The sequence below is a fragment of the Kitasatospora sp. NPDC059599 genome, from assembly GCF_042735125.1.
In the GTDB taxonomy this organism is placed as follows: domain Bacteria; phylum Actinomycetota; class Actinomycetes; order Streptomycetales; family Streptomycetaceae; genus Kitasatospora.
The window spans coordinates 44,800-71,348 of the sequence record NZ_JBHWCL010000018.1; the positions used below are offsets into that span (position 1 = coordinate 44,800).

Sequence of the window (26,549 nt, forward strand, 5' to 3'; positions counted from 1 at the left end):
AGAAAGGACGGTGCTCACCGATGCCGCACGACGAGGAGCAGCCCCGCGTCGAGGTGCCCTTCTGGTTCGACCCGCTGTGCCCGTGGGCGTGGGTCACCTCGCGCTGGCTTCTGGAAGTCGAGAAGGTCCGCACGGTCCGCGCCGACTGGCGGATCATGTCGCTGGCCTACCTCAACCTGGTCCAGCGCGAGGGCAAGGACCTCAGCGACGACTACCGGGCACTGATGGAGAGCGCCTGGGGCCCGGTGCGGGTGTGCGCCGCCGCCGCCGAGCACGCCAGCCCCGCGATCCTCGGCCCGCTGTACACCGCCATCGGCACCCGGCTGCACAACCAGCGCCGCCGCAATGACCCCACCGTGATCCCCGAAGCGCTCGCCGAGACGAACCTTCCCGCCGCCCTGGCCGCAGCCGCCACCAGCACCGACTTCGACCCGCTCATCATCGCCTCCCACCACGAGGCATTCGACGAGGTCGGCCTCGACGTCGGCACCCCCGTCGTCCGCATCGCCGGCACCGCCCTGTTCGGCCCCGTACTCCGCAAAGCTCCCCGTGGTGAGGCCGCCGGGAAGCTCTGGGACGGCCTGGCCCTGGTTGCGGCAACGGACGGCTTCTTCGAACTCAAGCGGACCCGGGACTCCAAACCGATCTTCGAGTGAGTGAGGCCGCAGCGAACCCTCCGCCGCCCCGGCGCCAGACAGCGGACGCCGCCGAGCGACGGTGTGCACGGCCGCTTGCAGCCCTCCGCACCGCACCACGGGCCACTCCGCGGAACCGGGCACGGCCAGGGCGCCGGAACGTCACCCCCGACTCAGAGAACCTGGGCCGGTACGCCGACCGCCCGAGCGATGCGCTCGCCGACCAGCCTCACGGCCAGGTCCACCGAGTACCAGGCCGCGCCGGTCACCTCCGACTCCTGGATGAGCCCGATCTCGGCGCGCTCAGTCGAGAAGGCGTACCCAAAGTCCAGGTGGTAGTGCTCCGGCTCGTCCTTCTCGGGCCGCGCCGGCACCAGGCCGTATTCGACGTAGACCGGCACCGGCGACAGCGCCACGATCTTGCGCTCGTCGATCCCGGTCTCCTCCGTCAGCTCACGCAGCGCCGCCTCGGGCAACGTGGCGTCGGTCGGCTCAAGATGGCCGCCCGGCTGCAACGTGATCCCGTAGGCAAGGTGGTCGATGAGCAGAACCTCGGAACCACAGACGAGGAGCGCGCCGACCGTCACATGCATCGGGAAGCTGCGCCGGGACGCGAACCCGGAACCCCTGCCAAGGAGCCGCACCGGCTCGGCCAGCGCTTCGGCCTCGACCGGGAACCGTTCGAGGTACGACGACAGCGTCCCCGCGATGGTGGCATCACTGATGGCCACGGTTCACCCCCGATCCCACCAGGGAGAGGAACTCCCACCGACCAACTGCTCGGATACGGGCAGCGAGCACGTGCACATCAGCTCCAGCGGGGCGTGGCGTACGAGGGCCGCACTCTACAAGCCTGATCAAACCGGGTACGGACCAACGCGCCCGCCCGGATCGCTCTCACCTGATCGAGTGCCTGGCACGGAACCAGGGCGCACCACCCCAAGGAGGTGGGCCGCTGCACGTTCCGGCCGACCCGACTCACCGTACCGCTGGCGGACGATCCCGGCTGTCACTCCTGAGAGGGAGTCCCGATCGCACTCACCACGACGTGTTGTCTGAAGCGCAAGTCCGTTGTCTGTAAGAGATGTTGGAGCACCACCTGCCCAGCTCCGCACGTGAAGGAGCCCATCGATTGAGCAAGCCGTCGGGGTGAATCCGGGACGGGTTCACCGGAAGGGGACCGCCTGCCGGGCCCATGTCGGCGCCGGCGAGTTGGAGCCGGGAAAGCCCCCGGGCCGTCCGCTGGCGCCCGTTGCCGTCAACGCTAGTGCCTGGGAACGGCGTGTGATGCCCGGGCCCGGCAGGCGGTGTCAGGCCGGACGGCCGGACGGCGAGGGCTTGGAGAACGGCAGCTCCTCCCAGGCCTGGGCCAGGACCGGGTTCTCCCCGAGGACGCGGTCGTTGAGGCTGGCCCGGATCGACCAGCCCCCGGGGGAGCGGGACCCGGTGAGCAGCAGGTCCGAGATGGTGGTGTCGGTGATGGTGACGGCGTCTTCCAGTTCGCTGGCTGCGGCGACAGCCACCGGGAACGAGGCGGTCGGCAGGACGCTGCGGAACTCGGGGCTGTTGACCAGGTGGTAGGGCTCCATTGTGAGAACCGTCCCGAGGATGGGGCGGTCGGAGGGGATGTGCGCGAAGGCCGGGTGGTGGCCGGTGATGCGGTCGGCAGACTTCTGGAGCTGACCGACGGCCTTGGCAAGCTTGCCCTCGATCTCTGTCGCCCAGTCCACCGGGCCGAGCCGCAGCGGGGCGGTGGGTCGGGCCGACTTGACCTCGACCAGGAGCACCAGGTCGGGGAGAACCACGAACCAGTCGATCGACTTGACCTTGTTCTTCTTCTCGTCCCTGTACTCCACCTCGGGGTGGACTACGGCCCCGTCGATCAGGCGCAGCTGGCGGCCGACGTACTGTTCGAACAGGTCGCCGAGGTCGTCGGCGAAGGCCTGCCGGTGTGCCTCGAAGCCGGAGTAGTACAGCCCGAACGGCGACACCTTCGCGAGCGCGGCCGCCGGAACGGGCAGGAGGTAGCCGGGCCCGAAGTCGGCAAGCGCCGGCCGGGCCCGCAGCGGGTTGAAGCCGAAGCGGCGCAGCGCCGGGTCGAGTGGCAGCACCCCTGCGGCTGCCGCCTGCGCCTGGTCTCGCAGCGTCCGCGTGGTGGTAGCGAAGTGGGCGTCGATCACCTCGGCCAGGGCTTCGGGGGTGGTCAGCCGGGTGAAACCGCCGAGGTCGCCCGCCATCCACTGCGGGTCGAACCGCCCCGCCCGCGCCTTGGACGCGGCCCACAGCAGCTGGGCGACGCCGACGTAGTCGCCGAGCGGGCAGCCGAACAGCCGCTCGTCCCAGCCCGGGGTGATGGCCTTCAGCTTGCCGGGCTCGGCGGCGGTGGTGTGCTGGAGCAGGGCGACGGGGCGCGCGAGCTCGCCGAACTCGTGCTCCTGCCAGACGAACTGCTGCCCGGCCATCCTCAGCAGGAAGCCCTCCAGGTGCTGACCGGAGGGCTGATGGCGCATCGGCTCGTCCAGCGCGAAGTACAGCTGCAGGATCTCCTCCAGGTCGCCCGCCCGAGCGGCCTTGGTCCGGTTCTCGTTGCCGCGCAGCAGCGACACCGAGGCGGCGTCGAGCAGCGACCACGGGTTGTACAGGCTGGCCGCCAGGCTGCGCCGGTAGTCGTGGTCGCTCATCGGCGGCAGCGCGGCGCCGGTGGCCGCGATCAGCGGAATCAGGGAGCTCGGCGCGTGGCGGCGGATGCGCTTGACGTAGGCGCGGTCGGGGACGGGGTGGTTCTCGGTGAACAGCGGCATGGTCGGGTCGGACGTCCTTGTGAGGGTCAGCGGGTGGGATCGGCAAGTGCGGGACGGCCCAGGACGTACCGGTCGCCGGTTACTGAGGTTTTCAGGGTGGAGTCGGTGGGGTGAGTGGAAGGCCGGTCCCCGTGAGGCAGCCGTCTATGAGGGCGGGTCGAAGTTGGATGTGCCGCAGTCCGCGTCGGAGGGTGCGGGTGAGATGATCCGGATCGGTGAAAGCGGTGTTCGCCGTCGGGCCGCGACGCAGGAGTGACCAGATGCCCTCGACCGGATTGAGGTCCGGTGCATATGAGGGCAGTTGGAAGACGGTGAGCCAGTCGTGCTCCGCCACGTACTGCTTCATGCCGACAGCCAGGTGAGTGTTGAGATTGTCCCAGACCAGGACGATCGGGCCGCCGAGCTGAATGTGTGCCCGGACGGCGAGGTCGCGGTAATCGGTCCAGGCGAAGCTCTTGCGGGCTCCCTTGAGCGGCATGTGGAAGCCGGGCCGATAGATCACCCTGCTCTGCTCGCCGGGCTTGTAGCAGCACAGCGCGGCCACCGAGATCCGGCGCCGGGAACGTCCCCGGACCCGGACCACGGGCGTGTGCCCGCGCCGGCCCCAGGTGCGGGCGCGCGGCGGCGTCATCGCGAATCCTGCCTCGTCCTCGAAGACGACCCAGGCCCCGAGCGCCGCCGCGGTGCTTCTACCCGCGGCCACACTCCCCCGCAAGCGGGGGTACCCCCACCTGCTTCCACAGCTCCACGACGCGCTCGTCCCGCTCGAGTGCCCGGCGGGCCGGGGCCTGCCAGGACCAGCCGTGCCGCTTCAGCAACCGCCACACGGTCGCGATCGACAGTCGCACCCGGAACCGTCGGCCGATCACCGCCTGGACCCGGACCAGCGTCCAGCGCTGGTCCTCGAAGCCATGGGCGGCCGGCCCCTTGCCCAACTCCGCTTCCAACTCGGCGAACTGTGCCGCCGACAACTTCGGCACGCTCGCCGGACCCGCCGAGCGCAGGGCAACCGCACCGCCCTCGCGCCAGGCCCGCCGCCAACGCTCCACCGACCGCTCGCTGACCCGCAGCTCCCGGGCGATCACCGACGTCTTCCCGCCCGCCTCGAACCGGACCCCGGCCTCCAGCCGCACCTGTTCACGAAACGCCCGCCGCTCAGCGGTCAGGCCCCACCCTGCGCGTACCGCATACCACCGGCATACCGCAGGGATCACTACTTGTCACCACCGACAACAGAACGAAAACCTCAGTAGCCGGGTGAAGCCGGGGTGCTCGCGCATCGCGGCCTTCAACCTGGTTGCGGGGACACGGGTGCCGTCGGCGGCCAGCGCGTCCCGCAGCTGCTCGGGGGTCAGGGCGGTCCGGGTGCGGGCGAGGTGGCAAGCGGCGAGCTGCTCGGTGGTCGCCTCACCCGGGGCCTCGACCACCACAAGGCGGTCGCGGGTGAGGGCATGGTCCTCGCTGGCCGCGGCGAACTGCTCCAGCATCGGCGCGGCCTTCTCCCGAAGGGAGATCGCGCCTGCCCGCCACCGGGCGCCGTCCAGCAGGCCCTGGTGGCGGCAGACCAGAACCGCCAGGGCCACCACGGCGCCCGCGAGGACCGGGTGGCGTGCCGCGGCGCGCCCCGCCCACGCGGCGGCCTGCCAGGCGAGACGAGCGGCGACGGCTGACCCCCGCGCCTGCGGGGAGGACGGGCACCCACGAGCCCAGCGCCGCAGCCGCCGAGGCTGACCCCCGCGCCTGCGGGGAGGACCAGGGCGAGGAGTGGGACAGGGCTCTCGCTGGCGGCTGACCCCCGCGCCTGCGGGGAGGACTCGGGTCGTCTGGCCGCTGATCGACACGGTGAGGGCTGACCCCCGCGCCTGCGGGGAGGACGCCGACGTGACCGCACCACACCCGTCAACCTCCGGCTGACCCCCGCGCCTGCGGGGAGGACGTCAGCGCCGAGCCGGACACGGTGGTCAGGGTCGGCTGACCCCCGCGCCTGCGGGGAGGACCGACCCGCTCCCCCTTCTGGGCGGCATGAGCGCGGCTGACCCCCGCGCCTGCGGGGAGGACGTCCTCGTCGTCGGCCTGGGCCTGTTCATCTACGGCTGACCCCCGCGCCTGCGGGGAGGACGGCGGGCCCTACGTCGGCGTGCTGCTCGCGCTCGGCTGACCCCCGCGCCTGCGGGGAGGACATCGCAAGGTCGATCTTCTGGGTGTGACTGGCCGGCTGACCCCCGCGCCTGCGGGGAGGACGTCCTCAGGGCTGCTCACCGGCCGGACCCGCCCTGGCTGACCCCCGCGCCTGCGGGGAGGACAGCCGGCGGACGCACGTAGTCGCGGTAGACGTCGGCTGACCCCCGCGCCTGCGGGGAGGACGGTCGGTCAAGGGGCCGGGCCGACGGCGACAACGGCTGACCCCCGCGCCTGCGGGGAGGACGTCCTCGGTACGATCCATCACGGATCGCCCTCCGGCTGACCCCCGCGCCTGCGGGGAGGAGCGGTCAGCGCGTTCTTCTCGGCGTCGGTGACGCGGCTGACCCCCGCGCCTGCGGGGAGGAGCCTTTCTGAACTGCGACGCAACGGGGTCTTTGCTTTTTCTTGACTGCGCAGCATGTTGTGATGTCAAGCTTCGACTTTCATCGTGTCACGGCGCATGTCCCGTCGTCCTGTTCAAAGCCGAGGCTGCCCCCTACGCCCCGCCAAGTCACAGACTGGTCGATCGACGCGAGGAGCTCCTGGTCGAGGTGCGTCTACTGCGGCTGACCCCCGCGGGTGCGGGGAGGACCGTACCTCGGGGCCCGGCTGGTCACCCTCACCGGGCTGACCCCCGCGGGTGCGGGGAGGAGGTGCAGCCGCTGTACGGCGCGCGGGGCCCCCTCGGCTGACCCCCGCGCCCGCGGGGAGGAGCGGGCGACCGCCGCATCCACGGACCGGATGTCCGGCTGACCCCCGCGCCCGCGGGGAGGAGGAACCGGGGCTCGGATACAGCACGGCGAACGTCGGCTGACCCCCGCGCCCACGGGGAGGAGTCCGAGCCCGGTCACCCTTCCGGGGTATCCGGCGGCTGACCCCCGCGCCCGCGGGGAGGAGCTGTGCGCCATGGCCGCCACCGCCGCCGGCGTCGGCTGACCCCCGCGCCCGCGGGGAGGAGCTCGGCGTCACCCGCTGAACACCCCCCACCACGGGCTGACCCCCGCGCCCGCGGGGAGGAGAGCACCCCCAGGGCGTCGGCCCCGGTGCCGTGGGGCTGACCCCCGCGCCCGCGGGGAGGAGACGCAGTGGGTGACCACGGCCAAGCAACGCCGCGGCTGACCCCCGCGCCCGCGGGGAGGAGGCCGTCACCAGCGTCTTGACCCCGGTGATCACCGGCTGACCCCCGCGGGTGCGGGGAGGATGGCGCGTTGCGCACCGCCACGTGGTAGACGTGCGGCTGACCCCCGCGGGTGCGGGGAGGAGGGCGTGCTCAGCACCACCACGCCACCAGGGTTCGGCTGACCCCCGCGGGTGCGGGGAGGAGGTTCCTGCAGGGTGTCCAGCAGCATATCTGCCTGGCTGACCCCGCGGGTGCGGGGAGGAGTTCGGCCGGACGTGCGTCTCCCAGATCGACGCCGGCTGACCCCCGCGGGTGCGGGGAGGAGCGTCACCGGTGCCCTCGAACCGGGGCTTGGTGCGGCTGACCCCCGCGGGTGCGGGGAGGAGCCCGGCGTCCCGCACCAGCGCGCCAGCCTCCGCGGCTGACCCCCGCGGGTGCGGGGAGGAGACGATCAGCCGCAGCGTGGTCGTGCGCCGGGACGGCTGACCCCCGCGGGTGCGGGGAGGAGGAGGAAGCGGGCGGTCCAGGCGTCGGTGTCCGCGGCTGACCCCCGCGGGTGCGGGGAGGAGTGAGCGAGGATGCTGACGACGGCCATGTCGATCGGCTGACCCCCGCGGGTGCGGGGAGGACCTCCGGAACACGAAACTGCTCGCCGTCGACTCCGGCTGACCCCCGCGCCTGCGGGGAGGACGGATTGGCGGCGGTGCGCTGCGCCGGGACCGTCGGCTGACCCCCGCGGGTGCGGGGAGGACAGGAACGTGGCCCCGGTGCCCGCCTGATCGTCCGGCTGACCCCCGCGCCTGCGGGGAGGACGCGGCACCGACGCCGCCGAACGCCTGGACCGCCGGCTGACCCCCGCGCCTGCGGGGAGGACACGGCGCGGCCGATCAGCCAGGCCGAGGTCAGCGGCTGACCCCCGCGCCTGCGGGGAGGACGTCGAGACCGGCAAGCGCATCCCGACCCTCGACGGCTGACCCCCGCGCCTGCGGGGAGGACACGCGCGCTCCGCATCCGGCCCACTTTTCAGGCGGCTGACCCCCGCGCCTGCGGGGAGGACTCCCCGGCCCACCCGGCCGGCACCCGGTCGGCCGGCTGACCCCCGCGCCTGCGGGGAGGACAGGTACTCGAACGGGAAGCCGATCTGCTTCAGCGGCTGACCCCCGCGCCTGCGGGGAGGACTACCGCGTCCGCACCCTGGCCGGCGCCCGTATCGGCTGACCCCCGCGCCTGCGGGGAGGACTTGTCGATGACCACCCAGCGGTACCCCCGCAGCGGCTGACCCCCGCGCCTGCGGGGAGGACCCTTTCTGAACTGCGGCGCAGCGGGGTCTTTGCTTTTTCTTGACTGCGCAGCATGTTGTGATGTCAAGGTTCGACTTTCATCGTGTCACGGCGCATGTCCCGTCGTCCGGTTCAAAGCCGAGGCTGACCCCCCTACGCCCCGCCAAGTCACAGACTGGTCGATCGACGCGAGGAGCTCCTGGTCGAGGTGCGTCTACTGCGGCTGGCCCCCGCGGGTGCGGGGAGGAGGCACGCTGACGGGGCAGGCGGATCGGCGTGTGCGGCTGACCCCCGCGGGTACGGGGAGGAGATGCCGATCGCGCCGGTGACCGAGTTCCACAGCGGCTGACCCCCGTGGGTGCGGGGAGGACCGCCCCTGGTCGATGTCCCCCTTCAACACGACTGGCTGACCCCCCGCGCGTGCGGGGAGGACCCCGAGGCTGGGTTGCGGCTGCCGCTCTCGTACGGCTGACCCCGCGGGTACGGGGAGGACTTCACCAAGGACGGGTTCGGCATGAAGGGCGACGGCTGACCCCCGCGGGTGCGGGAAGGACCGCTGGGACACGCCCAGCTGCCCGGCCAGCGCCGGCTGACCCCCGCGGGTGCGGGGAGGACGTGACGATGCTGCACAGCAGTGCCGCCGCGATCGGCTGACCCCCGCGGGTGCGGGGAGGACCCGAGGAAGGAGGCCACGACCTGCACCTCCCACGGCTGACCCCCGCGGGTGCGGGGAGGACTGGAGGAGGAGTTCGCGCTGGGTGTCCCAGTTCGGCTGACCCCCGCGGGTGCGGGGAGGACGCCGCCGCCGTACCCGTCCTCGACGTGACGGCCGGCTGACCCCCGCGGGTGCGGGGAGGACTTGCCGGTGACGCCGGCGGTCGCCTCATCGAGCGGCTGACCCCCGCGGGTGCGGGGAGGACTCGCCCTCGGCGGCTGGCTCCTCTACGAACTGCGGCTGACCCCCGCGGGTGCGGGGAGGACGCGAGCGCGACGCCCATGATCTGCCGAGCGCGCGGCTGACCCCCGCGGGTGCGGGGAGGACGATCGTCCACGGCGATCCGGGCATCCCATGCGGGGCTGACCCCCGCGGGTGCGGGGAGGACTCCCGAGATACAAGTAGTTCTCTCGGCGGTTCCGGCTGACCCCCGCGGGTGCGGGGAGGACGGCGGGGGCGATGGTGCCCCCGTCCTCGGCGAGGAGCGGCTGACCCCCGCGGGTGCGGGGAGGACTCGGTGAGCCGCTGAACGTCCTCGGCGAGGAGCGGCTGACCCCCGCGGGTGCGGGGAGGACAGGGAAGGCCCGGTGATGTGCCCGAGTGGCCGCGGCTGACCCCCGCGGGTGCGGGGAGGACACGGTGCCGACCAGCGGCAGGAAGGAGATCGGCGGCTGACCCCCGCGGGTGCGGGGAGGACGCCGGCGCTCCGGCCGACGAGACCAGCCAGCACGGCTGACCCCCGCGGGTGCGGGGAGGACGCGTCGGACACCTGCTGACGGAGCGTGTTCAACGGCTGACCCCCGCGGGTGCGGGGAGGACCCCCCTACGACATCGAACAGCGCACCCTCCACCGGCTGACCCCCGCGGGTGCGGGGAGGACCCGCCGTGGGGGAAGCGGTCGTCGGTGGTCAGCGGCTGACCCCCGCGGGTGCGGGGAGGACGGCCCGGTGAAGGCTGCAAGCTCCCAAGCATCCGGCTGACCCCCGCGGGTGCGGGGAGGACCTGCCGTACCTCCTCTTCGCCCATTTCGGCCCCGGCTGACCCCCGCGGGTGCGGGGAGGACACCTCCGTGCCCCGATCGCGCACCGCGTCCGGCGGCTGACCCCCGCGGGTGCGGGGAGGACACCCCAGGTCGTCAGCGGGTGGCGGCGAGGAACGGCTGACCCCCGCGGGTGCGGGGAGGACCTCCTCGGCCTGCTCCTCACCGGTCTTGAGGTCGGCTGACCCCCGCGGGTGCGGGGAGGACGCCGTTGGCGACCGCCCAGCCGATCCACTCGGCGGCTGACCCCCGCGGGTGCGGGGAGGACATCACCTGCCCGTTCGCGTCAAGGATCGGGGTCGGCTGACCCCCGCGGGTGCGGGGAGGACACTTCCTGAGCTGCGACGCAACAGGGGCTTTGCGATTTCTTGACCGTGCTTCGGGGCGGGATGTGATTGGCAGGGCATTTGTTCTGGTGTCAAGGTGCGGCCCTCATCGTGTCACGGCGCACGCGTCGTCGTCGGGTCCAGACTCGGGGTAGGCCCTGCATCCACCGGGAGGAGGCAGACGGCAGTGTCCTCGTGGGCATCAGTCGGCTGGCCACTGCGGGTGCGGGGAGGACCTCGCCTGGTCAGGAGGTCGTGGCGACTGCTGCTGGGTGGATTGTCGGTGACGACTGATAGACCATCAGTCATGTTTGACAGCAGTCGTGGTGGGGTCGCGGGTTCGGTCGAGCCGGATGCCCGGTTGTGGGGTAAGCACGACGGCCTGCCTGGTCCGTATCCGGTGATCTGCCATCTCCTGGACACCGCCGCTGTGGCCGGTGCGTTGTGGGATGCGGTTCTAGGCGAACGGGTCCGCGGGCGGATTGCGGAGGCGGTCGGGAGCTCGGAGGAGGACGCCCGGCGGCTCGTGATGCTGTGGGCGGGTCTGCACGATGTCGGGAAGATCACGCCACGGTTCCAGGGGCAGGTGAAGGGCGAGTTCGCGAAGCTGGCGGGGGAGCCCGGCTACGCGGAGGACGACCCGGCCGCGCGGCGTGCCGGGTTTCTGGCGCATGAGACGGCGACGCACTGGGGGCTGGTGGAGTTCTTCGAGCTGTGCGGCTATCCGGTGGGCAGGCTCGTCAGGCGGTCGCCCGCGCATCAGATCGCCCAGCTGCTAGGTGGCCACCACGGCTGCTTCGCCGAATCGCTGCTGGCCAAGGAGGTCGCGAACCCCTCCGGCCACCAGCCCGGGCTGGGGACAGCCCCGGGGTGGCGGGGACAGCGGCTTGCTCACGCGTTCGCGGTCCGGCGGACGGTGGGGGCGGACAAGGCGCTCGAGTCGGTGCTGCCGGGACCGTTGGCCGTGGTGATCGCGGGAGTGGTTGTGGTGGCGGACTGGCTGGCCAGCCAGGTCGATCTGATCGAGCCGAGGATGCCGGCGCAGGACTGGCCGGCTGACGATGCCGCGCTCGCCGGGCACTTCGCGAGGGCCGCCGCCGCGGCACCGGGATGGGTGCGCGAGGCGGGCCTCGGGCGTGCGGTGTTCCCGGACAAGCCGTTCGCCGGGCAGTTCGCGTTTCCCCCGAACCCGCTGCAGGCCGACATCGCGGAGCGGCTGCCCGTCGTGGTGAACGGTCCGGGGCTGCTGCTGGTGACCGCTCCGACCGGGGACGGCAAGACCGAGACCGCCCTCCACGCGGCGTCGGTGATGGCGCGGGAGTCGGGTGCGGGCGGGTTGTACTTCGCGCTGCCGACGATGGCGACGGCGGATGCGATGTTCGCCCGGGTCCGGGAGTTCGCGAACGGGAGTGTGGAGGGGGACCGGGCGCTGACGCTGCTGCACAGCATGGCGTGGCTGAGCCCGGACTACGTTCCGGGTGAGGGGGCGGTGGACGGGTCGGCGGTGCTGGCGGACACGGAGGCGGGGCGGTGGCTTCGGACGGGACGGCGGGGGCTGCTCGCGCCGCTGGCCAATGGCACCGTCGACCAGGCGCTCACGGGCGTGCTGCCGGTCCGCTATGGGTTCCTGAGGCTGTTCGGGCTGTCGGACAAGGTGCTGGTAGTGGACGAGGCCCACGCCTACGGGCCGTGGATGCACAGTCTGCTGGTGCGGTTGCTGGAGTGGCTCGGGGCGTTCGGTGCCCCGGTGGTGCTTTTGTCGGCGACGCTGACCGGCCGTGCGGCATCGTCGCTGGTCGACGCCTACCGGCGCGGCGCAGGGTTCGAGGAGGCGGCCGTCGTGGCGCCCTGCTACCCGGGCTGGCTGTTCGTGGACGCGGCCAGCGGGACGGTGTCCACGCCGCGGGAGGTCGCCAGCAGCCGAAAGCGGATCCTGCGGGTTCAGACCCGCAGGGTGCGCTGGGACATCCGGGACGAGTCCTCCGTGGTGCCGGCGCGCGATGGGCGCCGGGCGGCCCTGCGGGAGATCCTGGCCCCCGTCACCGACGGTGGCGGCTGCGTGCTGGTCTGCTGCACCACCGTCGACGAGGCGCAGCGTACCTACCGGTACCTGCGGTCGGTCCTGCCTGGACTTGCCGCCCGGGAGGGAGGCCTGCGGCTGCTCCACTCCCGTTTTCCGGCGCACGAGCGCCGGCGTATCACCACCGCTTGTGAGAGCGCCTACGGCAAGCCGGGATCCGAGTTGGAGGCGGCCTTGCCGCGTGAGGGTTCGGTCCTGGTCGCCACCCAGATCGTCGAGCAGTCCCTGGACCTCGACTTCGACCTCGTCGTTTCGGACCTCGCCCCGCTCGCCCAGCTGCTGCAGCGGGCAGGCCGCGGCAAACGCCACGACCGCCCCAATCGGCCGGCGTGGACCGGCGACCCGGCCGAGCCTGGCCTGATCGTGCTGGAACCCCTCGACGACGAGGACCGCGTGGCCGCGCCCCGTACGTGGGGGACCGTCTATGACGCTTCCCTGCTGCGCCGTACCAGCATGCTGCTGGAGAAGCTGCCCGGCGGCGTGGTCAGTGTCCCGGGGGATGTCCAGCAGCTGGTCGACGAGGTCTACGCAGATGACTTCGGGGCCGGTCTGGAGCCCGCTGCCGCGCGGGAGCTCGAGCGGATGGACGCCGAGCGGATTGCCTCGGCCGTCGCGCAGGAACAGGTGGCGAAGCTGACAGCGATCGGCCCCCCGTACGACGTCGACGACCTGTACCGGCTGAGCGAGCGGGGCCTGGGTATCACGGAGGACCTGCTGACCACCCGTCTCGGCGCCGACAGCGGACGTGCCGTTTGCGTGTTCGAGCGCGAGGCCGGGACGTGGAGCCTCGCCCCCGATCGCGACGTGCCGCTGCCCATGGGCACCGTGGACCGGGAGGCCATCGCACTGATCATGCGGCACACCGTGCCGCTGCCCGGAAGCTGGCTGGGCGGCCGCCCCGACGAGAACGCCCCGCCGCGCTCCTGGAGCAAACGGCCACTGCTGGCCGACCTCGCGCTGCTGCGCATGCGGCACGACGGCGAGCGCTGGACAAGCCGGCTGGGCGAGCGGGAAATCGAGTACTCGAACGTGGGAATTTCCGCGAACTAGCCTCATAAGCACCGCACTTGGCACTACGTTCAACGTGCTGCTCCCGGACGGGACGCCCGTCCGGGAGCAGCGTGACCCCCGCCTGCGCGGGGACCGTTTCGGCGATGCGGCGGCTTCGTAAGCACCGCACGGCTCACCCCCGCTCGGTGCGGGGACCGCGCTGAGCCTACCCACCGTTGTGATCACCCGTATCTGCCTCGTCGGAGGCCGCATGCCATCCGCACCACCTTCCTACAATCTTGTCGACGAACCGTGGATCCCTGTCCGGTGGCTCCCCCGGCGTGAGGGGGACGCTTCCCCGGGCGACGGCACGGACTGCCCGGACGCGGTCGGACTGCGCGAGTTCCTGCTGCGCGCGCACGAGATCGAGCGGATTGCGATCGGCACTGCGCCGGCGCTGTCCGCGCTGTACCGGATCCTGTACGCGCTGACCGCCCGCATGACGGGCCTCGACGAAGCGGGGCCCGGAGCCTGGTCGGAGCGCCGCCTCGATCTCGTAGACAGCGGGCGTTTCGACCCGGGGATGACCGAGGACTTCGCCCGACGCATCCGCAACCGTTTCGATCTGTTCGACCCCGTGCGCCCGTTCCTCCAGGACCCGCGGCTGGCCGGGCAGTGCGATCCGGCGAACAGCGCCGGAGTCGACAAGCTCATCGCCACCCGCCCTTCGGGTCAAAACCACGCCTGGTTCCGGCACGTCAACAGCGCGGCTCCCGACCTGCCGACCCCCGCCCAGGCGGTCCTGCACCTGCTCGTCTGGCACTATTACGGGCCTTCCGGGCGGTGTTCGAGCCGCACCGTCGGCAGCACGAAGGCCGCCGACAGTAAGGCTGGCCCGCTGCGCAGGACGCTCTCGTATCACCCCGAGGGCGAGTCGCTGTTCGAGTCGCTTCTGGCTGGGCTTCCCGAGCCGGGCCGGGATGTGCGCCGGGGGAGTGACCTGTGTCCGTGGGAGCGTGAGGAGCTGTCCGACCCGGTGGCGGCTCCGCCGGCGCTCGCGGGTCCGTGCTCGGGGCTGACGGCCCGGTCCCAGCATGCGTTGCTGCTGGTGCCCGACGACACCGGCGGGCTCGTCCGGGATGCGTTCATCACGTGGGCCTACCGCGACAAGATTTCCCGCGAGGGCGATCCCTACCTGATCTGGCAGACCAGTAAGGAAGGCAATGCGTACCCGCGGCTGGCCGACTCCCACCGGGCCTTGTGGCGTGACCTGGACGCCCTGCTCCTGCAGGAACCGGCCGGCAGCGCGAAACCGCAGCGGCCCACTGTGTTCTCGACCGCTTCGGAGGTCTCGGAGGAGCTGAGGGTGCGGGCGCTCGGCTTCGAACAGGACGGGCAGGCCAAGGACGTCCAGTTCGTCGACGCCACGACTCCGCCCGTGCTCGGCTTCGTCGAGCGCGAGCAGGGAGCGGCGATCGCGATCGAGATCGGCCGGCTGCGCGTCCTGGGCGAGCGGTACGGCAACCGTCTCAACCAGGCGGTCAAGAAGGCGTGGATGGGCTTCACCGACGCCCCCAAGGTCCGCGACTGCACGTGGGCCGTCGACGCCGCGGCCCGCTACTGGCCCGCCGCCGAGGCCGAGTTCTGGAAGCGCCTCGGTGACCGCGACTTCGACGCCGCGCCTGCGGCCTTCCGCGTCCTCGCCGAGCGGGCCTACGACACCGTCACCTACGGCGCGCTCGGGACCATGCGCGGAGCCAAGGCCGTCACGTCCGCGCGCATCGAGCTGTACGGCGGGCCCGTGAAGCAGCCCGCCAGGACCGGCGGCACCAGCACCCGCACCACGAGCACGGAGGACACGTGAGCAGCACCGCCGCCATTCCGGGGCCCGCCAAACCTGCCGACGACGGGGTCGCCGGCCCGAAGGCCGCCGACGTGATGCCCACCCTGGGGCGGGCACGCGCCTTCACCAGCAGGATCGACATGCGCAGCCATGAGGACCCCGGGGTGCGCGCGGCCCTTCGCCGCGGGGTGTGCAAGGACCTCGACGCCGTGCCGTTCATGCACCGCTTCGTCGCGTCGTGGCTCACCGACGAGCAGGCGCGCGACCGCGACGTCCAGCGTGCCTACTACACCGTCGCGTCGCTGATCGCCGCGCAGCGCCGCGATCAGTACGCCGCGGCGGAGAAGGATGATCAGGCAGGCGGGCCGGAGGAGGACGCAACGGACAGCTCCGGCCTCGCCGCCGCCGAGCGGAACCGTCCGCGCAGCCTGGGCCACGCGTTCGCCGACGGCGTCCTCAAAGGCGGGCAGGGAAGCGGCCTTCGGGAGACCTCCGCCGAAACCCGGCTCAACCTCCTGACCCGCCAGAGTGTCGACGGACTGCACCGCCATCTGCCGGGCGCCGTCCGCCAGCTGCGGGACCGGGACGTCGAGATCGACTGGGCCCAGCTCCTTGTCGACCTCTGCCAGTGGCGGCGCCGCTCCGCGACCATCAAGCGGATCTGGCTCCAGGACTACCACCGGAGCCTGCAGAAGGACGGCGAGCGCCGGGCCCGCGACCATGACGACCGCCAGGGCGATGGCACCGACGACACCGACAGCACCAACGCCTGACCACGGCCGGCCTGCCCAACCACCCGTACACCCGCCTCGAAGGAGAAGAGCATGCCCGTCCCCGACCGCACCACCGCCCGCTTCCTCGACATCCACGTCGTCCAGAGCGTCCCGTTCGCCAACCTCAACCGGGACGACAACAACTCCGTCAAGACCCTGCGCTACGGCGACACCGAACGCACCCGTGTCAGCAGCCAGTCCTGGAAGCGCGCCGTGCGCGAGTACTACCAGGACAACTTCGGCGAGCAGGCCCTGCGCACCCGCCGCATCGGGGCCCGCGTCACCCGGCTCCTGAAGGACGAACACGACTGGCCCGCCGACCTCGCCCAGCGGGCCGGCCAGCACATCGCCGCCGGCAGCTCCATCAAGTTCGAGGCCAAGGACTCGCCCGACGTCACGACCAACGCCATGGTGTACGTGCCCGAGAGCGCCGTCGCCGAACTCGCCGCCCTCGCCGAGCACCACCGCCCCGCCCTCGAGAACGCCAAGGACATCAAGAAGAGCAGCGACAAGAGCGTCCTGCCCAAGGACGCCATCGACGCCGTCCTGCGCTCGCGCAACGGCATCATCAACCTCTTCGGCCGCATGCTCGCCGAAGTCGACGACGCCGGCGTCGACGGCGCCGTCCAGGTCGCCCACGCCCTCACCACCCACGGCACCGACGTCGAACTCGACTACTTCTCCGCCGTCGACGACGTCACCTCCGCCTGGGGCGACACCACCGGCAGCGCCCACATGGGCCACGCCGAATTCAGCGCCGGCGTCTTCTACCGCTACGCCACCGTCGACCTCGCCGACCTCGCCCGCAACCTCAGCGACGACCACGACGCCGCCCGCGAACTCGCCGCCGGATTCGCCGAGGCCTTCATCCTCTCCATCCCCCGCGCCAAGAAGACCGCCACCGCACCCCACACCATCCCCGACCTCGCCCACATCGCCGTCCGCAGCGACCGCCCCCTGTCCTACGCCGCCGCGTTCGAACAGCCGGTCCTCTCCCGCGACCACGGCGGCTACGCCGCCGCCTCCCGCGCGGCCCTCGCCCACTACGCCACCGCCGCCAACAAGCTGCTCGCGGGCCGCGGCACCGTCGCCGCCGCGTGGGCCAGCCTCGAGGAGAAGGACCTCACCGGCCTCGGCACCCGCGTCGACTCCTTCCCCGGCCTCATCGACACCGCCGTCGAGGCCGCCTTCACCGCCGCCTCAGCCAAGGCCGGCGCGTGAGCCCCCACACCGGTGCCGCCGTACGAGGGCTGCTCATCCGTCTCGCCGCGCCCCTGCAGTCCTGGGGCGAGACCAGCGAGTTCAACGAGCGCGGCACCGCGGCCTTCCCCACCCGCTCCGGAGTCGTCGGACTGCTGGCCTCCGCCCTCGGCCGCCACCGCGGCGACGACATCAGCGACCTCACCACCATGTCGCTGACCGTCCGTACCGACCGGCCCGGCACGGTCCTGCGTGACCTGCACACCGTCGGCGGCGGCTTGACCGCCTCCCGTACCGTCACCACCGCGGAAGGCAAGAAGCGTTCCGGCACGACCGCCACCCTGCTGTCCCACCGCTACTACCTCGCCGACGCCGCCTTCACGGCGGTCGTCACCGCCGAGCCGAGCCTCCTCGACGAATGGGCCGACGCGCTCCGGCACCCCTTCTGGCCCCCGTACCTGGGCAGGCGTTCTTGCCCGCCTGAGGGCCCGCTGCTGCTGGGCCTGGTCGACGACCCCCTGCACCACCTCGTGCACCTGCCCATTGCCCGCCGCGAACCCCACGGCGACGCCACCACCGTCGACCTGCTGTTCCACGGTGACCGGCCACTCGACCGCCTCGGCGACCGCCCCCAGCCCGGCGACGACCGCGGAACCAGCCCCGCAGGCGAGGTGACCGACGACCCCGTCACCTTCCATCCCCGCCGCCGGGCCTACCGGGCCCGCCCCCGCTACCAGCGCACCCTCACCCTGCCCAGCAGCCAGTGCAAAGGCCTCGGCAGCGGCTACCTCACCGCGCTCGCCGACTACCTCGGCCGGCACACGACCCGCCCCGAAAGCATCCCCGCATGAGCCTGTGGCTGACCCGCATCATCCCCGACCCCCGCAGCCGCGACGCCCGCCGCGACACCACCGGCGCCGTCGACCTGCACCACCGGATGATGTCGCTCTTCCCCGACAACCTCGCCGACCCCGAACCGCGACGCCGGCTCGGCATCCTCTTCCGCAGCGAACCCACGCCCGCAGGCCACCAGATCCTCCTCCAGAGCACCCAGCCACCCGACCTCGCCCGCCTCCCCGCCGGCTACGGCCAGGCCGCCACCAAAACCCTCACCCCCCTGCTCGACGCCCTTCAGCCTGGCCTCCACATCCGCTACCGCATCGCCGCCAACCCCATCCGCAAACCCGGCCGCACCACCCGCGAGCTCTACCAGCTCAAAGCCATCGTGCCCCTCCAAGGCGCAGCCGCCGACGACTGGTGGGCCCGGCAGGCCGAAACCACCGGACTGCGCCTGGGCACCCTTCACTCCAGTCCCCTGGACGCCGCCAAGGGCAACCGGCGCAGCGACCAGCGCCCCATCCAGCACCACCGGATCCTCTTCGAAGGCACCGCCGTCATCGCCGACGCCGACCGCCTGCGCGCCCGCCTCACCGACGGCATCGGCAAGGGCAAGGCCTACGGCTGCGGTCTCCTCAGCATCGCCCCCCACCGGGAACCCGCGTGACCACCCGGCGCCGTCCCGACCAGGGAGCCGCCCGCCGGAAACTGGCGGCTCCCACCGTCGCCATGCTTCCGCGCATCGCCGACTCCCTCTCGTTCCTCTACCTCGACATCGTCCGCATCGTCCAGGACGACACCGGCGTCTGCGCCGAAGTCACCAGTGCCGAACGCGGCACCGAAACCGTCTACCTCCCCACCGCCGCACTTGGCTGTGTCCTCCTCGGCCCCGGTACCTCCATCACCGCCCGGGCCCTCGCCACCCTCGCCCGCCACGGCACCACCGTCGTCATCGCCGGATCCGGCGGCGTGCGGTGCTACGCCGCTGCCCTCCCCGACTCCCTCACCACGGTCTGGCTGGAACGCCAAGTCCGGGCGTGGGCCGATGACACCAGCCGCCTGGCCGTCGCCACCGCCATGTATGAACAGCGTTTCGGCCGCGGCACCGCTCCTGCGGGCAGCAGCCTCGCCAGACTCCGTGGTTTCGAAGGCGACCGGGTCAAAGCCCATTACCGCCTCCTCGCCCAGCAGCACCGCATCGGCCGCTTCCGCCGCAACTACGACCCCAAATCCTGGGACACCCAGGACCCTGTCAACCTCGCTCTCTCCTCCGCCAACACCTGCCTCTACGGCATCGTCCACGCCGCCATCCTCGCGCTTGGCTGCTCGCCGGCCCTCGGCTTCATTCACAGCGGCAACCAGCAGGCCTTCGTCTACGACATCGCCGATCTCTACAAAGCCGAGCTCACCATCCCGCTGGCCTTCTCTCTCCACTCCTCGCCACAGCCGGAAGCCGATGCCCGACGTGGCTTCCGCGAGGGCCTGCGCCTCTTTCGTCTCCTGCCACGTGTCGTGACCGACATCCAGCGCCTGCTCGCCCCGGAGCAGCAGGTAGCGGTGCCTGATCCGGAGGAACAACTCGTGGATCTCTGGGACCCCATCTCAGGCGTACTCCCGGGTGGAGTGAACTACTCGACGGAGCAGCCGCTGTGAGGACGTTCCCCCAGCCGATGGGGCAGTCATGGCAACGATGACTGTCCTGTCTGCCACGGCTGTACCCGACCATGTTCGCGGCGCCCTCACCCGCTGGCTCCTCGAAGTCACACCCCAGCTATACGTCGGCACCATCTCCGCCAAGGTCCGCGACGAGCTCTGGCAAGCTGTCAGCGAATGCATCGGAAGTGGTGTAGCGGTCTTGGTCCACCCGGCATCCAACGAGCAAGGATTCGAACTTCGAACTGCTGGCGAACAACGGCGGAGGACCGTTGACTTCGACGGGCTGGCCCTGGTCGCAATGAGCCGTCAGCAGCGCTACGACGGTCAAGAAATCGCAAACCCATAAGAACGTTGCAGGTCAGAAAGTCCTCCCCGCGCGAGCGGGGGTCAGCCGCCGAGTCGAACCCACAGGTCGCGAGGCAAGACGTCCTCCCCGCGCGAGCGGGGGTCAGCCGCCATTACCTGGGACAACCTCGGCCTCCTGCTGGTCCTCCCCGCGCGAGCGGGGGTCAGCCGCCGAAGAGGCCTTCCGCACCGCCCTCACCCAGGTCCTCCCCGCGCGAGCGGGGGTCAGCCCGGTGATCGCCCGGGGGGAGGTGGACGGCGTCCGTCCTCCCCGCGCGAGCGGGGGTCAGCCGGTCCGCAGCTGGGCGATGGCGCCTTCCTGCGTGTCCTCCCCGCGCGAGCGGGGGTCAGCCGTTCGTTGCGATCGGCCCGCCAGAGGTCGACGGGTCCTCCCCGCGCGAGCGGGGGTCAGCCGGTGATCGGCTGATGGCCGGGCCCACGATCGTCGTCCTCCCCGCGCGAGCGGGGGTCAGCCGCTGCTCGCGATGCTGTGGCCGAAGGAACCTGAGTCCTCCCCGCGCGAGCGGGGGTCAGCCGCCCGCCCGCAAGCCGATCAGGAAGAAGGCTCCGTCCTCCCCGCGCGAGCGGGGGTCAGCCGGACCCCAGCCACAGCGGCCGGGGTCCTTTTTCGTCCTCCCCGCGCGAGCGGGGGTCAGCCGTTGGCTCCTCGACGGCACCGTCTTCATGTGGTGTCCTCCCCGCGCGAGCGGGGGTCAGCCGCCGTCCAGCTCCTCGACCAGGAGGACCCGGACGTCCTCCCCGCGCGAGCGGGGGTCAGCCGCCGTGACCAGCGAGCACTCCCCGCGCCCCGGCGTCCTCCCCGCGCGAGCGGGGGTCAGCCGGCGCCCCTCAGTAGCGATGCCCTCCGGCAGGCGTCCTCCCCGCGCGAGCGGGGGTCAGCCTCGCCACCACCCTGCCGCTGCTGCGCCGCCACGGGGCCGACGCCCCGGTGTGGCACCGGTTCGGCCGCTGCGGCTGGCACACCCTCACCGACGCGCTCGACAACCCGGACGGCGACGAGCTGCTGGCCGTCGAGCGGGCGGAGGCGGACCGGGCCCGCCGGGCGCGGGAGGCAGCGGAGCGGGAGCGGCGCCGTCCGGCATGTACCCGCTGCAAGGCGCCGTTCTCGGACGAGCGGTGGGAGGAGAAGGCACGGGGCTGCAACGACGACGGGCTGTGCGCCGGCTGCAGCCAGCCCGACGCCGACCGGAAGGCGCGGGAGGCCGCCGAGCGCGAGCGGGCCGCCGCCGAAGCCGCCGTCGCCGAGGCGAAGCGAACCAGCTCTTGGTGGCGCCGGTCCTGACCCGGCCTTACCTGTCCGGTCTCGGCGAGGGTGACGGATCCGCTGGCTCCGACCTGCCGTTCGCCGTGGTCGACGAGACGGATGGGCTGCGGGTCGTTCGTTGATCACCGCGGTTCCGGGGCTCCCGGCTGCTGTGGCGTTGGCGTTCTCACGGGAGGCGCCCGCATCGGTACTGACGGACCTCTTGCCAGGTGTCCTGCCAAAGCGGCCCGCTGCGGGCAGGGCGAGCGCTAGCCTGAGCGGTGACGCACCGCGACCCAACGGAGGATCGGGATGCCTAGGCCCATGACCATCACGGAGTTTCACTTCACCACGGGGCGCCTCCCGAGCCACCCGACAGTCTGATCATGACGAAATCAGGCGGCGCCCCGTACTGCCCGTACTGCCGCATTGCGAGCAGACGCGGTTACTGTCCCGCCTGCGGCGTAAAGGTTAAGTCCGGCCGAGCAGGGACAACGATTCACGTCGAAGGTAGGGACCATGCGGAGGTTGCCGAAGTCGCCCGGCAACTCGCTGCCGACGCGGCGGCCCGCCAGAGCGCAGCCAGGGCAGGGGCAAACCGTGGCGAGCAGAGCCCTCGGACGCCCTGGGCTTCCGGCTCGTTCTATCTCGCCTGCGTCGTGGTCGTAGTCGGATTGCTCCTGGTGGCTGGCAGTGTTCTCCCCGTCTGGACGCTTCCCATCGTCATCGCCGGCGCCGTCATCGCCGTTGCCGCAGTTGGCGCACTACAACTGCGCCATGACGACCGACTCAGCGAGCGGGGTTTCCTTGGACTGATGGGCGACACGCTCCGCCACCTGCCCAAAGCTGCAGTACCCAAGCGCGGGCCGAAGCCCTGAAGAGGGATGAAGCAACATTCCTCGCGGATCCAGCCATAGCGAGTTGCAACGACCAGGGGCACGACGGTCAACGTTCGACGACGACATGTGCCCTAGGTCGCACCGAGACGCCCGGAGTGACGACCGCCACCTTGGCCGAGACTCCGCCAGGCTCGCCGAGACCGGACATCACCTCCGGTACAGGCCGCTGACCTGCACTGGGAAGTTTCGCCCCGGGGCCGGTGAGTTTCGGGTGTCGTCGCAGGTCAGTGGCCGGTTAGAACGGACTGCGGTACGCCGTCCGGGTGGCGGTGGGGTTCGGCGGGATGGCGTGGTGGGCAGAGCCTGCGACATGACGACACCCATCACCAGGCGCCGCCGTCGCCGCAGTCCGTCCGCGCCCACCGCGTCCGCGCCCCCTCCCCGGTCCGCGCCGGATGGTCGCCGGCCCAGGTCCGTCCGGGCGGCGGCGGGTGCTTCCGGACCTGGTCCAGCGAGCACCTGACCCCTGGCGGGATGGTCGTGAAGACCACCTGGCACGAGCCCGCCTGCCCGACCTGGGGCCAGCCGTCCACGGCGACCAGCGACCGGGCCGTTCCCCATCGCCCGGCGGCCGGCCGCGGATAGGCTCGACGCACTGTCGCCAGGGAGGGGTGGACCGATGACACAGCCGATCCGACTGGGGCCCGAGCCGGTAGCCGAGTGGATCACCGAGGTCTGCGGCTGGCAGGAGCAGGCCCGCGTGCTCCTCGGGCACCTGCCCTCGCAGCTGCGCCTGGTCCACGACGCGGACCGCTGGTGGATCGGGATCGACGCCTTCGCCCCGTACCTGCGCGTCCAGCTGTGCGCGGGCCGCGTTCTCGACGACGGCACCTTCGGCGACGTCTCCGCCGTCCTGGACGGTCCGGTCAACGCCACCGACCGCGAGGAGCTCGCGCAGGCCGTCCAGGAGCTGCGCAAGCGCCTGGACGCCCCGCAGCCGCCGAACCGCTGGGCCGCCGGCCGCTACGGCTTCCCCCAGCCCTGACCCGCCGTCACCCCTTCGAGTGAACCGCCCGGCCCCGGCCCCGGGGTCGGGCAGACTGCCGCTGTGACCGATACCGACAGCAGCCTTTCCCAGCCCGGCACCACCGTGGTGCGCCGCGACGTCCACGCCGGCCGGGTGTGGACCGCGATGCCCCAGCGCGTGATCGACGACACCGGCCACGTGCTGACCCTGGCCTACTGGCCGGGCATCGAGAGTCTGGCCCCGACGACCTGGATCACCTCCACGCGCACCGGCGACGACGCAACCCGCCAGCAGGGCCTGGACGACCTGGCGGCCGGCACCTGGACCCTCGGTCCGTACCGCTGGGAGAACACCGAGCTGCTGAGCCACTTCCTGGCCGGCGAGTGGTTCTCCGTGCACTGCTTCCAGGACGCCACCACCAAGGAACCGCTGCGCTGGTACGTGAACTTCGAGCACCCCTACCGGCGCCGCCCCGGCCTGGGCATCGACACCATGGACCTCGCCCTCGACCTGGTCGTCACCCCCGACCTGTCAGGGCACCACTGGAAGGACACCGAGGAGTACGCCCAGCTGCGCCGCCTTGGCGTGGTAGACGACTACGTCGGCCGCCAGATCGAGCAGGCCCGAGGCCGGGCGATCGCCATGCTGGACGACCGCACCGGACCGTTCGCCGGCGGCTGGCCGACCTGGGCACCGGATCCGTCCTGGCCGCTGCCGACACTGCCGCCCGGCGCCGACGAAGCGGCCACGGCGATGACCCCGTACCGGCCATGACGAGCAGCGGCACGGCAAGCGAGCCGGTCCGCGTGCGGGTGTGCGCGGTGCTGGTCCACGACGGCCGGGTGTGCCTGATCCGGCGCCAGCGCCCGGCTGGAGTACAGCTCTCCTTCCCCGGCGGCGTGGTCGAAGGCGGCGAAGAACCCGAGACTGCGCTGGGCCGGGAGCTGCTCGAGGAGCTCGGCCTCGACCTGGTGGTGCTGCCCGCGCCGCCGGTGCTGCGCTTCGTCCAGGACCAGGAGACTGAGCGGCCGGGCGAGAGCGTGCCGTTCCGGCGTCGGCACCTGGTCTTCACCGCCTACCTGCCCGACCACTTGGTGGAGGCCGTCGCCCTGGTCGAGCAGGACGACCCCGACCAGGCGCCGGTGGTGTGGCTGCCGGCGGCCGACGCGGCCGACCTCCACCTGTACTCGGACATCGGCGCCGCCCTCCACCAGGCCGTCCGGCCCGACGCCACCGCGGGCGGCCCGATGCCGCTCCCGGCGATGACCACCACGTCCTACCGGTGGCGCTGACTTCTCGCGCGCATACTGCAGCCGGCCCGGCGCGGCTTGCCTCTGAGGTTGCCTCTGGGGGCCGCGTGAGGAGCTCGGCCCGCTCACGGACGCAGCGGCAGCAGCGAGGCGGTTCGGCTGGTCGCCTCGATGTAGGCCCCCAGATCCGGGCAGAGAAGTCGTGCCAGGTCCACGATGTCCTGCGTCCGCTGCGCCACCGGCTCCGCGAGCAGGGGCTCGTGGTGGGCGGCCCGGTTGCGCAGGTCGTTCAGCTTGCTGATCTTCCCGTCGAGCTCCGCGCGGTCCGTCGGCGTGGGGAAGGCGTGGTGCAGGTGGGGCAGCCACAGGGTCTTCTCCCGCGCCTTGGCGGACGTGTACCGCCAGAAGCCGAAGGACAGCTCGGCGATGACCTGTCCGGGGGCGGCCGTCTGGCCGAGCTTCCGGTACGCCTCGTCGATCTTCTGACGCGACACCCGGTTGACGTCGACCTGGACTCCCGCTCCTCGGGTGCGCATCAGGGGGGCCCGCAGAGGGCTGGCCGGGTCCTGCAACCAGTGCCCGCCGCCGGACCACGTCCCGTCGAGGGCGGTGGCGTAGCTGTTGCGCAGGCCCACCTCGAAGTGGGCGAGGTCGCGCAGCACGGAGCCGGTCAGGGCTGCGTTCCACTCGTAGAGCGCCAGCGCCCGGGTGCGGTCGTCGCCAGCGGAGGCGAGGTAGACGCTGAAGCGGGCGGGGCTGAGCCAGTGCTCGACCCACGAGCCCGGGGCGGGGAGTGCAAGGGTGGTCATGTTGTCCTCCAGGACGGACGGGGTACAGTGGGGGTGAAAAGCCCCGGTGGACCGCTGATCTTCGGATCAAGTCGCCGGGGCTGTGACGTTTCTTGGCAGGGCGGCTCGCGGCTTCGGGGCGGGTTGTCGTCCGGGAGCCGGCGGCCAGGTTGGGCTTGGTGGGCCCAGACTCAATCCTTGTGCACCGGAGGGGCCCTGACGGTAGTGTGGGAACACCGTTAGATCCGCATGCGTGACAAGTTGATACAAGTGAGACAGTGAGAGAGTCACTTCATGCGGATCAATCCGTGGCGACCTGAAGGCGAAAACTTTTTTCCATGGGCTCCGCGTCGGTCGAGAAGTGGGCCGTGAGCAGGCTGGCGACACTGAAGCGCCTCGAGGACAACGGCCTGGCGGACGTGCTCGCCGCGTCGCGGGACCTGTGGGACAGGGGGCTCAAGCCCGCGGCCATCCGCATCCGCCGGGCCTACTACCGCCACGATGATCCGATGTCGGTCAAGGACGAGCGTCGGGGGCTCCCGCACGACCTGCAGCCCCCGGCCGCCCGCCTGATCACACCGAAGGGCGTCGCCCTCAAGCTCCACCTCATGATGATCTTCGCCACCCAGTGCCAGGTCGCCCCGATGGGTAAGTACAGGCCCATCCCCCTCGACGGCGACGGTGGACTCTCGTGGCGGAGGCTGGTGACGGCCCCCTCGACCAGCGGTACCGGAGCGCGCTCGAACACCGCGGACGCGAACAAGAGGCGCCAGCTGACCCGTGCACTCGACGCCCTCGCCCCGGACGCACCCGGTGAAAAGCGCCTGGTCGACCTCCCTGGACAGGCGAAGTCAGCGAGTCGGTACGAGAACATCCAGCTGCTCAAGGAGGACGGCAGCAGCAACGCGGCCGAGACCGTGCACCACCGGGTGCCCGGAGCGAAGAGGGACTACATCGAGGTGCCGGTCGCGTTCTTCACCCAGGGGTGGGTGCAGGTGCTGACCTCCACCGAGATAGTGGCGTACCTCATGTGGCTGGACGTCAGCGCCTTCCCCCTCCATGACGAGCCTTATTACTCCGGGGTGGAGCGGGCCGGCCACTTCGGGCTCAACAGGGACGCGTACGAGACCCACAACCCCCTGGGCGCCTTCCACCTGGTCAACGTTGAACGGCCCGAGGGCCGACACGACGACGGCAAGTACGAGGGGTACGGAAGCGGCGCCAGTGCCGAGTCCGGCAGGCCACCGTGCCACCGGATCACGCCTAACATCGCCGGCCTCGACCGCGCAGCCCTACCCGTCGTCCGCAAGGCCGTCACGCTGTACCGAAGCATCGGCTCCTGGGACCCCCTCCTCCAGGACCTCCTCGCCCAGTCGCAAACCAAGTTGATCAGCGAGGGAACTCGGAAGTAGGCCGATCCCCTTCTGAGCCCCGGGCACGTCCATCCGGACGACCGGCTGGCTGCACGTCGGCCGACGATGTGACGGGTGGTCCGCTGCTCCCCGGCCGGTGGCCGTGCTTTGCGGCGCCACCGGCCGGGAGGAGGAGCGAGGAGGAGGG

The 26,549-nt window shown here is 71.8% G+C and carries 20 protein-coding genes and 4 CRISPR repeat arrays; of the genes, 14 read left to right on the plus strand and 6 right to left on the minus strand.

Annotated features, from left to right (window positions below; genetic code table 11):
- Window positions 1-20: 20 nt before the first annotated feature.
- Window positions 21-656 carry a disulfide bond formation protein DsbA gene (locus ACFV04_RS09695; protein ID WP_380528029.1) on the plus strand — a complete coding sequence of 212 codons (636 nt, stop codon included), beginning with the start codon at window positions 21-23 and terminating at the stop codon, window positions 654-656.
- Window positions 657-808: 152 nt separating this feature from the next.
- Here the strand turns inward: ACFV04_RS09695 and ACFV04_RS09700 are convergent, their stop codons facing one another.
- The 5 genes from ACFV04_RS09700 to ACFV04_RS09720 form a co-directional block, all read right to left on the minus strand.
- Window positions 809-1,366 (minus strand): NUDIX hydrolase, encoded by a 558-nt coding sequence (locus tag ACFV04_RS09700; protein ID WP_380528031.1) that lies wholly within the window; start codon window positions 1,364-1,366, stop codon window positions 809-811.
- 579 nt (window positions 1,367-1,945) lie between these two features.
- Entirely contained in the window at window positions 1,946-3,436 is a 1,491-nt protein-coding gene (locus tag ACFV04_RS09705) for a hypothetical protein (RefSeq protein WP_380528034.1), read from the minus strand.
- Window positions 3,437-3,527: 91 nt separating this feature from the next.
- The gene (locus ACFV04_RS09710; protein ID WP_380528035.1) at window positions 3,528-4,067 is read right to left on the minus strand and encodes a transposase; all 540 of its coding nucleotides are present in this window, start codon (window positions 4,065-4,067) and stop codon (window positions 3,528-3,530) included.
- Window positions 4,068-4,125: 58 nt separating this feature from the next.
- Window positions 4,126-4,569 (minus strand): winged helix-turn-helix domain-containing protein, encoded by a 444-nt coding sequence (locus ACFV04_RS09715; protein WP_380528038.1) that lies wholly within the window; start codon window positions 4,567-4,569, stop codon window positions 4,126-4,128.
- Window positions 4,570-4,656: 87 nt separating this feature from the next.
- Entirely contained in the window at window positions 4,657-5,019 is a 363-nt protein-coding gene (locus ACFV04_RS09720; protein ID WP_380528041.1) for a hypothetical protein, read from the minus strand.
- An 80-nt stretch (window positions 5,020-5,099) separates the two neighbouring features.
- A CRISPR array of direct repeats spans window positions 5,100-5,983; the repeat unit is 28 nt; unit sequence GGCTGACCCCCGCGCCTGCGGGGAGGAC.
- Window positions 5,984-6,180: 197 nt separating this feature from the next.
- Window positions 6,181-8,038: a CRISPR direct-repeat array (repeat unit 28 nt; unit sequence GGCTGACCCCCGCGCCCGCGGGGAGGAG).
- Window positions 8,039-8,237: 199 nt separating this feature from the next.
- Window positions 8,238-10,100: a CRISPR direct-repeat array (repeat unit 29 nt; unit sequence CGGCTGACCCCCGCGGGTGCGGGGAGGAC).
- Between the two features lie 304 nt (window positions 10,101-10,404).
- Between ACFV04_RS09720 and cas3 the strand changes: the two genes are divergently transcribed.
- From cas3 to ACFV04_RS09780, 12 genes are all read left to right on the plus strand, one after another.
- On the plus strand, window positions 10,405-13,227 hold the full coding sequence (gene cas3, locus ACFV04_RS09725) for a CRISPR-associated helicase Cas3' (protein WP_380528043.1): 2,823 nt from the start codon (window positions 10,405-10,407) through the stop codon (window positions 13,225-13,227).
- 178 nt (window positions 13,228-13,405) lie between these two features.
- Window positions 13,406-15,031, plus strand: coding sequence for a type I-E CRISPR-associated protein Cse1/CasA (gene casA, locus ACFV04_RS09730; RefSeq protein ID WP_380528046.1), 1,626 nt, complete (start codon window positions 13,406-13,408; stop codon window positions 15,029-15,031).
- The gene (gene casB / locus ACFV04_RS09735) at window positions 15,028-15,783 is read left to right on the plus strand and encodes a type I-E CRISPR-associated protein Cse2/CasB (protein ID WP_380528048.1); all 756 of its coding nucleotides are present in this window, start codon (window positions 15,028-15,030) and stop codon (window positions 15,781-15,783) included. The genes casA and casB overlap by 4 nt, the downstream gene beginning before the upstream one ends.
- Window positions 15,784-15,834: 51 nt before the next feature.
- Window positions 15,835-17,004 carry a type I-E CRISPR-associated protein Cas7/Cse4/CasC gene (gene cas7e / locus ACFV04_RS09740; RefSeq protein ID WP_380528050.1) on the plus strand — a complete coding sequence of 390 codons (1,170 nt, stop codon included), beginning with the start codon at window positions 15,835-15,837 and terminating at the stop codon, window positions 17,002-17,004.
- The gene (gene cas5e / locus ACFV04_RS09745) at window positions 17,001-17,834 is read left to right on the plus strand and encodes a type I-E CRISPR-associated protein Cas5/CasD (protein WP_380528052.1); all 834 of its coding nucleotides are present in this window, start codon (window positions 17,001-17,003) and stop codon (window positions 17,832-17,834) included. Before cas7e ends, cas5e begins: the two co-directional genes overlap by 4 nt.
- On the plus strand, window positions 17,831-18,487 hold the full coding sequence (gene cas6e / locus ACFV04_RS09750; RefSeq protein WP_380528055.1) for a type I-E CRISPR-associated protein Cas6/Cse3/CasE: 657 nt from the start codon (window positions 17,831-17,833) through the stop codon (window positions 18,485-18,487). The genes cas5e and cas6e overlap by 4 nt, the downstream gene beginning before the upstream one ends.
- A gap of 62 nt (window positions 18,488-18,549) precedes the next feature.
- Window positions 18,550-19,473, plus strand: a complete 924-nt coding sequence (gene cas1e / locus ACFV04_RS09755; protein ID WP_380528129.1) for a type I-E CRISPR-associated endonuclease Cas1e — start codon at window positions 18,550-18,552, stop codon at window positions 19,471-19,473.
- Window positions 19,474-19,501: 28 nt separating this feature from the next.
- On the plus strand, window positions 19,502-19,822 hold the full coding sequence (gene cas2e / locus ACFV04_RS09760) for a type I-E CRISPR-associated endoribonuclease Cas2e (RefSeq protein WP_380528057.1): 321 nt from the start codon (window positions 19,502-19,504) through the stop codon (window positions 19,820-19,822).
- 19 nt (window positions 19,823-19,841) lie between these two features.
- A CRISPR array of direct repeats spans window positions 19,842-20,724; the repeat unit is 28 nt; unit sequence GTCCTCCCCGCGCGAGCGGGGGTCAGCC.
- A gap of 46 nt (window positions 20,725-20,770) precedes the next feature.
- The gene (locus ACFV04_RS09765; protein ID WP_380528060.1) at window positions 20,771-21,124 is read left to right on the plus strand and encodes a hypothetical protein; all 354 of its coding nucleotides are present in this window, start codon (window positions 20,771-20,773) and stop codon (window positions 21,122-21,124) included.
- 1,479 nt (window positions 21,125-22,603) lie between these two features.
- Window positions 22,604-22,969, plus strand: a complete 366-nt coding sequence (locus ACFV04_RS09770) for a hypothetical protein (protein ID WP_380528062.1) — start codon at window positions 22,604-22,606, stop codon at window positions 22,967-22,969.
- A 63-nt stretch (window positions 22,970-23,032) separates the two neighbouring features.
- The gene (locus ACFV04_RS09775) at window positions 23,033-23,725 is read left to right on the plus strand and encodes a DUF402 domain-containing protein (protein ID WP_380528065.1); all 693 of its coding nucleotides are present in this window, start codon (window positions 23,033-23,035) and stop codon (window positions 23,723-23,725) included.
- Window positions 23,722-24,243, plus strand: a complete 522-nt coding sequence (locus ACFV04_RS09780; protein ID WP_380528067.1) for an NUDIX domain-containing protein — start codon at window positions 23,722-23,724, stop codon at window positions 24,241-24,243. The genes ACFV04_RS09775 and ACFV04_RS09780 overlap by 4 nt, the downstream gene beginning before the upstream one ends.
- Window positions 24,244-24,326: 83 nt before the next feature.
- On the opposite strand, the gene ACFV04_RS09785 is transcribed toward ACFV04_RS09780, so the two are convergent.
- Window positions 24,327-25,010 carry a hypothetical protein gene (locus ACFV04_RS09785; RefSeq protein ID WP_380528070.1) on the minus strand — a complete coding sequence of 228 codons (684 nt, stop codon included), beginning with the start codon at window positions 25,008-25,010 and terminating at the stop codon, window positions 24,327-24,329.
- Window positions 25,011-25,327: 317 nt separating this feature from the next.
- Between ACFV04_RS09785 and ACFV04_RS09790 the strand changes: the two genes are divergently transcribed.
- The gene (locus ACFV04_RS09790) at window positions 25,328-26,401 is read left to right on the plus strand and encodes a hypothetical protein (RefSeq protein WP_380528072.1); all 1,074 of its coding nucleotides are present in this window, start codon (window positions 25,328-25,330) and stop codon (window positions 26,399-26,401) included.
- Window positions 26,402-26,549 lie beyond the last annotated feature (148 nt).